Origin of the sequence: Nigerium massiliense (assembly GCF_000826085.1) — a bacterium.
In the GTDB taxonomy this organism is placed as follows: Bacteria; Actinomycetota; Actinomycetes; order Propionibacteriales; family Propionibacteriaceae; genus Propioniciclava; species Propioniciclava massiliense.
The window spans coordinates 1324257-1336423 of sequence record NZ_CCYM01000003.1; the positions used below are offsets into that span (position 1 = coordinate 1324257).

At 70.4% G+C, this 12167-nt stretch carries 14 protein-coding genes and 1 pseudogene; 5 read left to right on the top strand and 10 right to left on the bottom strand.

The annotated features are described in order from the left end of the window. Positions 1–21 precede the first annotated feature (21 nt). Positions 22–681: a SanA/YdcF family protein gene (locus BN1187_RS12575; RefSeq protein ID WP_052462678.1), complete on the bottom strand. Its 660-nt coding sequence runs from the start codon at positions 679–681 to the stop codon at positions 22–24. Between the two features lie 150 nt (positions 682–831). Between BN1187_RS12575 and BN1187_RS12580 the strand changes: the two genes are divergently transcribed. Continuing rightward, entirely contained in the window at positions 832–2721 is a 1890-nt protein-coding gene (locus tag BN1187_RS12580) for a glycoside hydrolase family 3 protein (protein ID WP_218184657.1), read from the top strand. Between the two features lie 53 nt (positions 2722–2774). Beyond that, positions 2775–4079, top strand: coding sequence for an exo-beta-N-acetylmuramidase NamZ family protein (locus BN1187_RS12585; RefSeq protein ID WP_040162226.1), 1305 nt, complete (start codon positions 2775–2777; stop codon positions 4077–4079). A gap of 75 nt (positions 4080–4154) precedes the next feature. Here the strand turns inward: BN1187_RS12585 and BN1187_RS12590 are convergent, their stop codons facing one another. Further along, positions 4155–4328, bottom strand: a complete 174-nt coding sequence (locus BN1187_RS12590) for a hypothetical protein (protein ID WP_157754780.1) — start codon at positions 4326–4328, stop codon at positions 4155–4157. On the opposite strand from BN1187_RS12590, the gene BN1187_RS14405 reads away from it, so the two are divergent. Further along, complete coding sequence (locus tag BN1187_RS14405; RefSeq protein ID WP_147675121.1) at positions 4321–4518, top strand: hypothetical protein; 198 nt, start codon at positions 4321–4323, stop codon at positions 4516–4518. The two genes, BN1187_RS12590 and BN1187_RS14405, sit on opposite strands and share 8 nt — an antisense overlap. Here BN1187_RS14405 and BN1187_RS12595 read toward each other — a convergent pair. The 3 genes and pseudogenes from BN1187_RS12595 to BN1187_RS15255 form a co-directional block, all read right to left on the bottom strand. After that, on the bottom strand, positions 4479–5114 hold the full coding sequence (locus tag BN1187_RS12595) for an amidohydrolase family protein (protein ID WP_040162232.1): 636 nt from the start codon (positions 5112–5114) through the stop codon (positions 4479–4481). The genes BN1187_RS14405 and BN1187_RS12595 overlap by 40 nt on opposite strands. Next, a pseudogene (locus tag BN1187_RS12600) lies at positions 5111–5554 on the bottom strand (UTRA domain-containing protein); the annotation flags it as partial. The pseudogene BN1187_RS12600 and the gene BN1187_RS12595, both read right to left, overlap by 4 nt. Continuing rightward, positions 5491–5730, bottom strand: coding sequence for a hypothetical protein (locus BN1187_RS15255; RefSeq protein WP_390620230.1), 240 nt, complete (start codon positions 5728–5730; stop codon positions 5491–5493). The gene BN1187_RS15255 and the pseudogene BN1187_RS12600, both read right to left, overlap by 64 nt. Between BN1187_RS15255 and BN1187_RS14485 the strand changes: the two genes are divergently transcribed. Continuing rightward, positions 5630–5836, top strand: coding sequence for a hypothetical protein (locus BN1187_RS14485; RefSeq protein ID WP_173424972.1), 207 nt, complete (start codon positions 5630–5632; stop codon positions 5834–5836). The genes BN1187_RS15255 and BN1187_RS14485 overlap by 101 nt on opposite strands. Positions 5837–5994: 158 nt before the next feature. On the opposite strand, the gene pgi is transcribed toward BN1187_RS14485, so the two are convergent. Beyond that, complete coding sequence (pgi, locus tag BN1187_RS12610; RefSeq protein ID WP_040162236.1) at positions 5995–7662, bottom strand: glucose-6-phosphate isomerase; 1668 nt, start codon at positions 7660–7662, stop codon at positions 5995–5997. Between the two features lie 158 nt (positions 7663–7820). Between pgi and BN1187_RS12615 the strand changes: the two genes are divergently transcribed. After that, entirely contained in the window at positions 7821–8954 is a 1134-nt protein-coding gene (locus BN1187_RS12615; protein WP_052462679.1) for an esterase-like activity of phytase family protein, read from the top strand. Positions 8955–9023: 69 nt separating this feature from the next. On the opposite strand, the gene BN1187_RS13935 is transcribed toward BN1187_RS12615, so the two are convergent. From BN1187_RS13935 to BN1187_RS12640, 4 genes are all read right to left on the bottom strand, one after another. Further along, positions 9024–10160 carry a VldE C-terminal domain-containing protein gene (locus tag BN1187_RS13935; RefSeq protein ID WP_082034697.1) on the bottom strand — a complete coding sequence of 379 codons (1137 nt, stop codon included), beginning with the start codon at positions 10158–10160 and terminating at the stop codon, positions 9024–9026. An 88-nt stretch (positions 10161–10248) separates the two neighbouring features. Then, complete coding sequence (locus BN1187_RS12630; RefSeq protein ID WP_052462681.1) at positions 10249–10872, bottom strand: bifunctional 4-hydroxy-2-oxoglutarate aldolase/2-dehydro-3-deoxy-phosphogluconate aldolase; 624 nt, start codon at positions 10870–10872, stop codon at positions 10249–10251. Between the two features lie 7 nt (positions 10873–10879). Further along, entirely contained in the window at positions 10880–11743 is an 864-nt protein-coding gene (locus BN1187_RS12635) for a DNA-methyltransferase (RefSeq protein WP_040162239.1), read from the bottom strand. After that, positions 11740–12144: a hypothetical protein gene (locus BN1187_RS12640; RefSeq protein ID WP_040162242.1), complete on the bottom strand. Its 405-nt coding sequence runs from the start codon at positions 12142–12144 to the stop codon at positions 11740–11742. The genes BN1187_RS12635 and BN1187_RS12640 overlap by 4 nt, the downstream gene beginning before the upstream one ends. Positions 12145–12167 lie beyond the last annotated feature (23 nt).

Consider the following 12167-nt stretch of genomic DNA (forward strand, 5'->3'; position numbering starts at 1 on the left):
CGACCAGGACGACCGCGGCGGCTAGCGGGCCAGCGCCTCGCGGACGGCCGAGGACGGCGGCTCCAGCCGCGGGACACGCTGGCTCAGCAGGTCGAACGCCATCTTGACGTAGGCCGCGTACTCGCGGACCTCCCCGATGCGCCAGAAGCTGGAACCGCGCCGCACTGACGAATCCCCGACGCCCCAGGCGTCCACCCCGGCGGCCCGGCAGGTCGTGACCGCGCGGGGCAGGTGGTAGCTCTGGCTGACCAGCAGCGCGTCGGTGACGCCGAAGACACGCTTGGCGCGCACGCACGTGTCGTAGGTGTCGAGGCCGGCGACGTCCTCGACGATCTTGCCGGCGGGAACGCCCTCGCGCACCAGGTAGGCGCGCATCGCGGAGGTCTCCCGGTTGTGCTCGGGCGAATCGTCGCCCGAGACGATGAGCACCCTGGCCTTGCCGTCGCGGTAGAGCCGCGCCCCGACGTCGAGCCGGGCGCGCAGGTAGCGCGACGGCGTCCCGGAGGGGTAGACCTCCGCGCCGAGGATGATCGCGACGACGCGGGCAGGCGCCTGGTCCGCCTCGACGATGCGCCCCCGGGATCCTCCGAACGCGTAGGCGGCGGGGGCCCCGGCGGCCACGAGGCCCACGCCGGCCAGCACGGCCGCGGTGGTGAGCAGGCGTCGCGAAGTCTTCGTCATGCCTTCAGGGTAGAGCAGCGATTCAGCAAGTTAACTCCACGAAGCACTGGCGATCGTGGCGAAAAGCTCCAATACTGAGGCTCAGCATAAGCCGGGCGGCATTCGAGGTCGGCGTCGACCTCCCGCCCCGATCCCTCAAGGAGGACGAGCGTGTCGTCTCGCGTCCCATCAGCAATCGCGGCGGCGTGCCTGGTCACCAGCGCGCTGATCGCCACCCCCATCGCCGCCGACGCGGCACCCGCGAAGCCGGCGGCCAAGGCCGTCCCGGCCTGGATTCCCACCGTCCCGGGCGCCACCCAGAAGGACCGCGCCTACTCGTGGCAGACACTGCAGAAGATGACGACCGAGCAGAAGGTCGGCCAGGTCTTCATGCAGTACGTCTACGGTCAGGACGCCACCACGGTCACCGAGGCCGATGCGGCACAGAACATGAAGCTCTACGGCGTCCGCACCCCCGCGGAGGTCGTGAAGAAGTTCAACCTCGGTGGCGTCATCTACTTCGCTTGGTCGAACAACGTCGCCGGCACCACCCAGATCGCGAAGCTCTCCAACGGGCTGCAGATGGCGGCGATGGAGTCCGGCGCCGGCGTCCCGCTGACGATCGCCACCGACCAGGAGATGGGCGTGGTCACGCGCATCGGGCCGCCGGCCACCCAGTTCCCCGGCGCGATGGCGCTCGGCGCCACCGGCTCGACCCGGGACGCCCGCCAGTCCGGCGAGATCACCGGCCAGGAGCTGCGCGCGCTCGGCGTGAACACCAACTTCGCCCCCGACGGCGACGTCAACGTCAATCCGAACAACCCGGTCATCGGCGTCCGCTCCCCCGGCGGCGACCCGGCCGCCGTCGCGAAGATCACGGCCGCCCAGATCAAGGGCCTGCAGAAGCAGGGCGCCAAGCGCGTCAACGCCGTCGTCAAGCACTTCCCCGGCCACGGCGACACCGGCACCGACAGCCACCTCGCCATGCCGACCATCACGCACACGCGCGCCGAGTGGGAGAAGATCGACCTCCCGCCTTTCAAGGCCGCCATCAAGGAGGGCGTCTCGATGGTGATGACGGCCCACCTGACCGTCCCGTCCCTCGACCCGAGCGGCCTGCCCGCCACGCTGAGCAAGCCGATCATGACCGACCTGCTGCGCGGCGAGCTGGGCTTCAAGGGCCTGGTCGTCACCGACTCCCTGGCCATGCAGGGCGTCCGCGACATGTTCTACGATCCGGCCACGAAGACCACCGACGACGGTGAGATCGCCGTCCGCGCGCTGCTGGCCGGCTCCGACCTCATGGAGATGAGCCCGAATCAGACCGCCGCCACCAAGGCCGTCACGGAGGCCCTCGCGTCCGGCCGCCTCCCGCAGCGCCGCCTCGACGAGGCGGTCGTCCGCAACCTGCAGACCAAGAGCGTCCGCGGCATCACCACCAAACCGATCGTCAACGTCTCCGCGATCGGGTCGATCGTCGGGACCGTGGCGCATCAGGACGTCGCCGACCGCGTCGCCGACCACTCCATCACCCTGGTGAAGAACTCGTCGGGGACGCTGCCGCTCAAGCCGAAGGGCACGAAGATCCTCGTCACCGGCTACAACGGCGCGCAGAACGGCGTCAACGTCACGCACGAGACCCTCAAGGCCGAGCTGGACGCCCTCGGCGCCGCCACGACCGTCAAGACCGCCGGGGCCAGTCCCGACGCGGCCACCCGGCAGGCCGTGCTGGACGCCGCCAAGGACACCGACGTCGTCCTCTTCACCAGCTACAACGCCGCGTCGTACGCCAACCAGGTCGCGCTCGTGAAGGCGCTCGTCGCCACGGGCAAGCCCGTCGTCGTGGTCGCCACCCGCAACCCCTACGACATCAACCAGTTCACCGAGGTCTCCACCTACCTGGCCAGCTACTCCACGAACGGCACCTCCATGGGCGCCGTGTCGCGGGTGATCACCGGCCTGCGCAAGCCGACCGGAACCCTTCCGGTGTCGATCCCGCGCGCGGACGACCCGGCCAGCGACCTCTACCCCATCGGCTACGGCCTGCGTTACCGCCGCTGACCCCACCCCGGGGCGGCCCGCCCGCCCCGGGTCCTTCCCGAAAGGACATCACCATGGGCTCCATGAGCCGCCGCGGCGTCATCGCCGCCGCCGGGCTGGGCGCCGCCAGCCTCCCCCTGGGCGCAGCCGCCCAGGCCACCGCCGCCGGCACGGACGCGTCCGCCAACGCGCGCCGCCGGGGACCCCGCGTCGAGACCGGCGCGACCGCCTGGAAGGACGCCAACTGGGCCGAGTTGCGCGGACGCCGCGTCGGCGTCATCTCCAACCCGACCGGCATCCTGCCCGACCTCACCCACATCGTCGACCGCATGCATGCGGATGGGGTGAACATCGTCGCGGTCTTCGGCCCCGAGCACGGCTTCCGCGGCACTGCGCAGGCCGGGGCGTCCGAGGGCAAGAGCGTCGACCCGCGCACCGGGATCACCGTCTACGACGCCTACGGCGCCAACGCCGCCAAGTTCAAGACCATGTTCGCCGAGGCGAAGGTCGACACGATCGTCTTCGACATCCAGGACGTCGGCGCCCGCTTCTACACCTACATCTGGACAATGTACAACGCGATGCAGGCCGCGGCCGAGGCCGGTGGCATCCGGTTCGTCGTCTTCGACCGGCCCAACCCGGTCGGCGGCACCGCCCGCGGCCCGATGATGCAGCCGGGGTTCACCTCAGGCGTCGGGCTGAAGGAGATCCTGCTGCAGCACGGTATGACCGTCGGAGAGCTCGCCCAGCTCTTCAACGCCGAGTACCTGCCCAAGGAGCCGACCGGCAAGACGATCGCCCAGCTCACGGTGGCGAAGGTCCGCGGCTGGAAGGGCGAACTGTTCGACGACACCGGCTTGCCGTGGGTGCTGCCCTCACCGAACATGCCGACGACGTCGACCGCGCTGCTCTACCCGGGTACCGGCCTGTTCGAAGCGACCAACATGAGCGAGGGACGCGGCACGACGAAGCCGTTCGAGATCATCGGCGCCCCGTACGTCGACCACCGCTGGGCGGCCGAGCTGAAGAAACACCGCCTCCCCGGCGTCGACTTCCGCGAGGCCTACTTCACGCCGACGTTCAGCAAGAACGCCAACCTGGTGTGCGGCGGCGTGGAGGTGCACATCACCGACCCCGATCGCGTGAACGCCCTGGCCGTCGCCGCGCACATGTTCGTGGACGCTCGGAAGCTCTACCCGGCCTTCGACGCCCGCGGGGACGCCTGGCGCTGGCTGGGCTTGTTGACCGGGTCGAACCGGTTCCGCGACCAACTGCTCGCCGGCGCCTCGGCCGAGGAGATCATCGCGGCCTGGGCGGGCGAGGAGCGGGCGTGGACCGCGCGTCGGCGTCCGTACCTGCTGTACAAGCGCAAGGGGTGACCCCGCGCTGACACCGTGGGACGGGGGTGGGAACCGAACGGTTCCCACCCCCGTTTCGCACCGTAGGGCTGGCCGTCACGCGGAGGGCGCAACCGTCCTGCGCAGGATCGTGGGCTCGGCTCGTTCGAACAGCGCGGGAAGTTCCGCCAGCGGCACGGGAGGCACCATCACGTCCGAGAACGTCGGCGCCCCGGGCAGCGCGAGAAAGTCGATCGCCTGCTGCAGGTGTCGAGGCTCATAGTTGTGCACGCCCGTGATCGTCTGCCACGACCGCACGATGCGCTCCGGGCCCGCGGCCGAGCCGTTCCTGGACGAGGACGTCTCCCGGACCCTGTTCGCCGAGGTGGCCCGCCTGCTGGGGACGGACGCCCTGCGCGTCCACGAAGCGTCGGTTGCCGTTCACCTTGCGGTGAGCCTGCCGCCGGGTCCCTTGGTGTGACCACTCGCCCGGCGCGTCCAGACGACCCTGGGCCACGCCGGGCTGTCGTCGACCAAGACGGGACACGAGGGGCGGTGGCCCGGCCGCCTGGGCGGCGAGGTAACCTCGCCAGGTCTCCAGCTGGCCGCGCTGTTGCGGAGGCGCGGGCATTCCCAGGCGGCCGCGGCCGACCGTCTCGCGCAGCTCCAGACTCTCCGCGGACCGCACGGAGCCGTGCCCGAGGAGGTGAGGCGGGAGGCCAGCTCGACCGACTGATCAAGCGGCCACGGCTGCCCGTCCGGCGTCTGTTGCTGGAACCTGATCCCGTGGAACGCCGTTGTGACGCCCACGGCACTGAGCCGCGTCTCCGCCGCATACAAGGCGTAGTCCCAGGGAAGTTCGACGTTGGGACGCGGGTGGATCTCGACCTCCAGGGCGTCGCTGTGCAGGTCGATGAGCCCCGGCAGGAGGAGCGCTCCCCCACCGTCCTCGGCGCCCGCGAGCCGGCCGGCTTCGAGGCCGACGATCAAGCCGTCCCGCACGACGACGGTGGCCTCCGGGACGATCTCGTCGCCCACCACCGCGCGCACGTTGGTGACCGTCCAGTCGTTGCTCACCAGGCGTCCAGTTCGAAGACCATGCGGATCGCGTCCTGCCGCGTCCACGCCTTGCTGAAGAACAGAGGGCGGCCGCTGAGCGTGTCGGCGGCCACGCTCTCGACCATCCAGGTGAGCTCGTGCGACGCCAGCTCGAGGCGGTCGAGCGCGTGGTCGGGCGGGACGTCCACGCTCACGCGGCACCAGGCCCGCCGTGGCTGGAACCCGAGCCCGCGCAACATCACGTTGACCGACCCGAAGGCGTTGGCCGCCACGTCAGCGTGGGGTGCCACGTCGTCGAGGAACCATTCCTCCAGGTAGCTGACCGGACGGTCGTCGATGTGGGACAACCGCTGGAGGTGCTGAAGCGGTTGCTCGGCCGCAGCCCCGGTCAGCCCTAGATGATGCCGTGCCTCGCCCGGAGCCGCCTCGCGGGAGCTGCTGACCAGGATCGTCGTCGCCGTCCCGCCGGCGTCCCGGACGGTCTGCTGGAACGACGGCGGTTGGTCCGAGGAGATGATGTAGTCGAGCCGTCGGTGACGTACGTCCCCGACCCCTGCACCCGGCGCACGACGAAGCGCGCCTCCAAGAGCGCGATCGCCCCGCGAATCAGCGAGCGCGGGGCGTCGAACCGCACCATCAGCTCGTGCTCGCTGGGGATGCGCGTCCCCGCCGGGAGCCCCCGCACGAGTTCGGCCAATCTGGTGGCCAGATCATTGGCATCCGACTTCGACACCCCGTGATCGTGCGGCACCGCGGCAACGCACAGTTGAACGACGGGTGACACCCGCCCGGCACCTCGGCGCGGCGGCCTTGCAGGTCGAGGCGAGGGCTTTCCGGGCGGGACGACACGAGGGCCCCGGGAAGATCCCGGGGCCCTCGCCGTGTCAGCCGGGCAGCGTCACTTGCGCTGCTCGCGGTAGTAGCCGATCAGCGCCTGCGTGGAGGCGTCCTGCTTCTTCAGGGCCTCCTCGTCGCCGCCGATCGCCGGGGTGATCTCCTTGGCGAGCTGCTTGCCGAGCTCGACGCCCCACTGATCGAAGCTGTCGATGCCCCACACGACGCCCTGGGTGAACGTGATGTGCTCGTAGAGGGCGATCAGCTCGCCGACAACCTTGGGCGACAGCTCGGGGGCCATGATCGAGGTGGTCGGACGGTTGCCGTCGAAGACCTTCGCCGAGACGAGCTCCTCGGCCACACCCTCGGCCCGGACCTCGTCGGCGGTCTTGCCGAACGCGAGCGCCTTCGTCTGCGCGAAGAAGTTCGCCAGGAAAAGCTCGTGGACGTCCTGGTCGCCGTCCTGGATCGGGTGCGCCGGGTTGGCGACGGCGATGAAGTCGGCCGGGATGAGCTCGGTGCCCTGGTGGATCAGCTGGTAGAACGCGTGCTGGCCGTTCGTGCCGGGCTCGCCCCAGAAGATCTCGCCGGTGTCGGTGTCGACCTCCTCACCGTCCGCCTTGACGCCCTTGCCGTTGCTCTCCATCGTGAGCTGCTGCAGGTACGCGGCGAAGCGGTGCAGGTACTGGGCGTACGGCAGGACGGCGTGCGAGGTGGCGCCCAGGAAGTTGCGGTACCAGACGTTGAGCAGGCCCATCAGCGCGGGCACGTTCTGCTCCCACGGGGTGTTGACGAAGTGCTCGTCGATGGCGTGGAAGCCCTCGAGGAACGAGGCGAAGTTCTCCTTGCCGATCGCCACGCAGACCGACGTACCGACGGCCGAGTCGACGGAGTAGCGGCCGCCGACCCAGTCCCAGAAGCCGAACGCGTTCTCCGGGTCGATACCGAAATCGGCGACCTTGTCGAGCGCCGTCGAGACCGCGACGAAGTGCTTCTCGATGGCCTCGGCGTTCTTCTCGTCCGAGCCGTCGACCGCGCCGGCGTTCTTCAGCGCGTCCAGCAGCCACCAGCGCGCCATCCGCGCGTTGGTCAGGGTCTCCAGGGTGGTGAAGGTCTTGGACGCGACGATGAACAGCGTGGTCTCGGGGTCGAGATCCTTCGTCTTCTCGTAGATGTCCGTCGGGTCGATGTTCGAGACGAAGCGGCACTCCAGGCCGTCCTGGACGTACGGCTTCAGCGCCTCGTACACCATCACGGGCCCGAGGTCGGAGCCGCCGATGCCGATGTTGACGACGGTGGCGATCTGCTTGCCGGTCACGCCCTTCCACTCGCCCGAGCGCACCTTGTCGGCGAAGGCGTAGACCTTGTCGAGGGTCTCGTGCACCTGCTCGACGACGTCGACGCCGTCGACGACGAGCTTGTCGCCCTTGGGACGCCGCAGTGCGGTGTGCAGCACCGAGCGGTTCTCGGTGACGTTGATCTTCTCGCCGGCGAACATGGCGTCGCGACGCTCGGCCAGCCCGACCTCGTCGGCCAGCTCGATCAGCGCGTCGAGGATCTCCTTGTCGACAAGGTTCTTGGACAGGTCGACGTGGAGGTCGGCCGCGGTACGGGTGAAGGCCTGGACGCGCTGATCGTCGTCCTCGAACCAGCCCCGCAGGTCAGGTACCAGCTCATCGGCGAGGTGGTCCAGCTTGTTCCAGGCTGCAGTGTCGGTCACATCCAAAGTCATAACGGTCACCCTAACCGCGCGGACGCGGCTCGGGCAGTGGTCCGGCAAGAGCATTCCCGCGGGCCGCGGAGTCGTTACCCAGCCGTTCACCGAGGCGCCCCTGCCCCGTTCACGCCGGACGCCCCAGGGTGGTGAGGTCCCCACGCCAAGGAGTCCCGATGACCACCTCCCGTTTCGCCCGCCGCGCCGGCGCCGCAGCCCTCACCCTGGGCGCCCTGGCCGCCTCGCTGACCGTCTCGGCGCCCGCCGCCAGCGCCCACGGCGCGGCCCACCGTCCCCCGGCACGCGGTGGCCACACCGCCGGCAGCTGCGGCCCGCGGGCCGCAGCGCTGGGCTACAGCGACGCCCTCGACAAGGCCACCTACGGCGGCGCCAAGCTGGAGGGCCTGTCGAACCTGGCCTGGGACGCCCGCTCGCGGTCGTTCGTCGCCACCAACGACAACAACCGCACCGAGCCGTCGCGGCTGTGGTACCTCCGCGACCTCGCCAACCCGCGCATCGTGCGCTCCCCGCTGATCCTGCGGCACCTCGACGGCACCCCTTACAACGGCATCACCGCTGACAACGAGGGCCTGGCCGTCGACAAGCGCGGCAACTTCATCGTCACGTCCGAGCTCGAGCCCAGCATCCGGGTCTTCGGGCGCGACGGCGTCGAGAAGGCGTCCCTGCCGGTGCCGGACCGCTTCCGCGTCACGCCGAACGGCGAGGGCTCCGTCAACGCCATGTTCGAGGGCCTCACCCTCAGCGCGGACGGCCGACGGCTGACCGCCGCGATGGAGGGCACCCTGTCCGGGGACGCCCCGGCGGACGGCTCGTTCGCCGGCTACCGGCGCTTCCTCGTCTACCAGCGCAGCGGCCGGGACGGCTGGCAGCCGGCGAAGCAGTTGGCCTACAAGGTCGACGACGGCATGCGGGTCGCCGAGGCGCAGGAGTACGCGCCCGGCAAGCTGCTGGTGCTCGAGATGTCCTGGTCGGCCACCGCCGGCAACCAGGGCAAGCTTTACGCGGTCACCACGCGGGGCGCCGCAGACGTCACCGACGTCGCGAACCTGTCCACGCGGCCCGAGCTGGTGATGTCGAAGACGCTGGTGGCGGACCTCGTCACCTGCCCGTCGATGGACGCCCCGCTGCCGGCCGGCGCCGTCCAGGCCAACCCGCTGCTGGACAACTACGAGGGCATGCAGGTCTCCCGGACGCGCGGCGGCGCCTACCGCGTGACGCTGGTCAGCGACGACAACAACAACGCGACGCAGACCACCCGGTTCCTCACCCTGCTGGCGAGACTCCCCTGATCCCTTCCCTGATGACGAATCGGCCGGCACCTCATCCGAGGTGCCGGCCGATTCGCTGTGGGGCCAGTGTCAGGCCTTCACCGCCACGTGCACGTGGTCGAAGTGGTTCTGGGTGATGCTGCCGCGATCCTCCATCGGGCGCCAGTACGGCTTGTACGGCGTCCAGATCTTCTGCTCGAAGATGATGTGGTCGATCTTGAACCGCCCGGCGTTCGCGGCCGCGTAGCGAGCGATCGCCCAGCCGAGACCGGACTCCTTGCCCGGGGTGATCATGAGGTCCATGGCGCGGCCGAACTGGTGCACGGACCGGCTGTTCGGACGGTAGCCACCGGCCGAGTTGATGCCGGAGAAGTTCGACATGATGTCGGCGTACACGGAGCTGGCGTGCGCGGTCAGTCCGAGGGCGCGGCCCGAGGCGGCCTTGCTGGAGCCGCGGTACGACGTCGAGGCGCGCGACTTCGACGCGGCCTTCGGGGCCGCCTTCGACGTCTTCTTGGGGGCGCTCAGCTTGACCTGCTTCGCCTTGACGTTCTTCGCGGCGGCCTTCTTCGCCGCGGCCTGCTTGGCGGCAGCCTTCCGCGCCGCAGCCTGCTTGGCGGCAGCTTTCTTCGCGGCGACGCGCTTCTCGGCGCGACGCTCGGCCGCGGCCTTCTTCACCGCCGCCTTCTGGGCGGCACGGCGCTCGGCGGTGGCCTGCTTCTTGGCGGCGGCCTTCGCCGCAGCCTGCTTCTGCGCTGCGGCCTTCTTCGCAGCGGCCTTCTTCGCGGCGACCTTCGCGGCGGCGGCCTTCTTCGCCGCAGCCTTCTTCGCCTTGGCCTCGTCCGCAGCGGCCTTCTGCGCCGCCGCCTTCTTCTGGGCGTCGGCCGTCTTGGTGGGCGTCGGGGTCGGGGTCGGCTTGACGCTGACCTCGGCCTTCGACCAGTTCGCGACGATCGGGCTCACGGAGGCGGTCGGGAGGGCGGTGCGCTGCGCGTCGCGGCTCAGCACCGCGACGCGATCCTGCGGGGCGGCGACGGCGTCCAGCGACTCCCCCTGGTTCGGCGTCAGCACGAGGGCCCCGGCACCCGCGGTCAGCGCGAAAGCGATCGCGATCGGGGCGATCGCGCTGCGGCGGTGACGCTTCGGGGCGGGGGTGATGCCGGCGGCTTCGGCGTCTTCACGAGCGGGCACATCGACCTTGGTCTGAGGGCGGTGGTCGTCGTTCATCAGCTGTCTCCAAGTTCACGGGGATTATTAAGACAAGCTGACAGTAGCTAAGGATTTCTCAGGAAACAAATGCGTAACGGCAAAGGCCCTACCCGGTTGCCAGGTTCGCCACCGTCTGGCAGCGGCGGCGCACCTCGTCCGGGTCGTTGGGATTGACCGCTCCGTCGTCCTCGGGAAGCAGGATCGTCTGGCTCAGCCCGACGGCCACCGCGCCTGCCTGCAACCACATCTCCGCCTGGAACCGCTCGAGGCGTCCGGTGGCCACGATCGGGACGTCCGGCAGCATCGCCATCAGCGCCCGCGAGTAGGACATCCCCATCACGTCGGCTGGAATCACCTGGGCCGCGGTCGCTCCCTGGGCCACGGCCCCGCCTACCTCCTGCGGCGTCAGACCTCCGGCGACGAACGGGCGCCCCGCGGCCGCGGCCACCAGCTCCGGTGAGCACACCGGGGAGGTCACGAATGCCGCGCCGGCGTCGAAGGCCGCCGACACCTCGTGGGGAAAACGCACTCCGTGGACGCCGATGCGGGCGCGGCGTCCGAAGAGGCCCAGCGCGACGGGCAGGTCGTCCAGCCGGTCGACCGGCAGCGCCCAGGCGCTCAACCGCTCCTGAATCATCACCTCGTACAGCGGCACCCAATCGGCGACCCCGCCGACGGGGACCTCCGCGAAGAGATGCTCGCCACCCAGCGCGTCCGTGATCGCAGCCATGCCGCCATCATGCCCTGTCGCAGCGATAGGTCACGCCGTCGTCCCCCAGCCTGCGACGCATCACCGCGATGGCGTCGGGGTTCGCGTCCACCAGGACGAATCGCCGGCCCAGTTCACGGGCGACGGCGCCGGTCGTCCCGGAGCCGGCGAAGAAGTCGAGCACCCGGTCCCCCGGGCGGCTGGACGCCTGGATGATGCGGCGCAGGATCGGCGCCGGCTTCTGCGTCGGGTAGCCGGTCTTCTCCTTGCTGGACGTGCCCACGATCGACTGCCACCAGACGTCGGTCGGCAGCTTCCCCCGCGCCGCCTTCTCGGGGCCGACGAGGCCGGGCGCCATGTAGGGGATGCGGTCGATGGCGTCTTGGTCGAAGAAGTGCGCCCCCGGCGTCCGGACGTAGACGAGGATCGTGTCGTGCTTGGCGGGCCAGCGGTCGCGGGCGCGGCCGCCGAAGTCGTAGGCCCAGACGATCTCGTTGAGGAAGGCGTCGCGGCCGAAGATCTCGTCGAGCAACACCTTGCAGTAGTGCGCCTCGCGCTGGTCGATGTGGAAGTACAGCGTTCCGGACGCGGAGAGCAGCCGGCGGGCCTCGAGCAGCCTCGGCTCGATGAACGCGCGATAGTCCGCGAAGGTGTCGGCGTAGGCGCTGCGTCCGACGACCTCGGTGCGGTACCGGCGTCCGGCGAAACCGGTGCGATCGCCGTCGGCGTCGGGGGTGACGCGCAGGGCGCGGCGGGTGCGCGCGGCACCGGTGTTGAAGGGCGGGTCGATGTAGATGAGCTGGAACGAACCGTCGCTGAAGCCGGGCAGCACGGCCAGGTTGTCGCCCTCGATGACCAGGCCAGGCTGCTCGTCCTCGACGTCAGCCGTCATCGGGGCTCGGCCCGCACGGGCTCCTCGCGCCGCACCACGGCCGCCCCGGCGACGGCCCCCACCAGGGCCTCCAGCGCCCGCGGACCCGAGACGACCAGGACGGTGCCGCCCAGCGCGGTGGCCAGCCCCACCTGGGCGGCGGACGCGCTGGCGATCCGCAACTCGCCGGCGGACTGTTTCCAGTACCCGTGCAACTCCTGAAGCGTCCCGACGTCGCCGGCGCTCCCCCGCCACAGGACGCCGGCGCCCGTCACGTCCTCGACGACCCGGGCGACGGCCTGCGCGTCGGTCTCGCTGAGCTCCCGTGCCGAGCCGCGGGAAAGCGCGACGATGATCTCGGCGGCGTCCAGCGCGAACCCGTCATAGGTGGTGGGGTCGGCGCCCCAGGCGACCGTCTGCATGGTGACCTCCTGCTCGGGACCGG

Coding starts and splice junctions, on each gene's coding strand:
- BN1187_RS12575 (WP_052462678.1), bottom strand. CDS start 681: ATGACGAAGACTTCGCGACGCCTGCTCACCACCGCGGCCGTGCTGGCC.
- BN1187_RS12635 (WP_040162239.1), bottom strand. CDS start 11,743: ATGACGGCTGACGTCGAGGACGAGCAGCCTGGCCTGGTCATCGAGGGC.
- BN1187_RS13935 (WP_082034697.1), bottom strand. CDS start 10,160: ATGAACGACGACCACCGCCCTCAGACCAAGGTCGATGTGCCCGCTCGT.
- pgi (WP_040162236.1), bottom strand. CDS start 7,662: ATGACTTTGGATGTGACCGACACTGCAGCCTGGAACAAGCTGGACCAC.
- BN1187_RS12640 (WP_040162242.1), bottom strand. CDS start 12,144: ATGCAGACGGTCGCCTGGGGCGCCGACCCCACCACCTATGACGGGTTC.
- BN1187_RS12585 (WP_040162226.1), top strand. CDS start 2,775: ATGGGCTCCATGAGCCGCCGCGGCGTCATCGCCGCCGCCGGGCTGGGC.
- BN1187_RS12615 (WP_052462679.1), top strand. CDS start 7,821: ATGACCACCTCCCGTTTCGCCCGCCGCGCCGGCGCCGCAGCCCTCACC.
- BN1187_RS12630 (WP_052462681.1), bottom strand. CDS start 10,872: ATGGCTGCGATCACGGACGCGCTGGGTGGCGAGCATCTCTTCGCGGAG.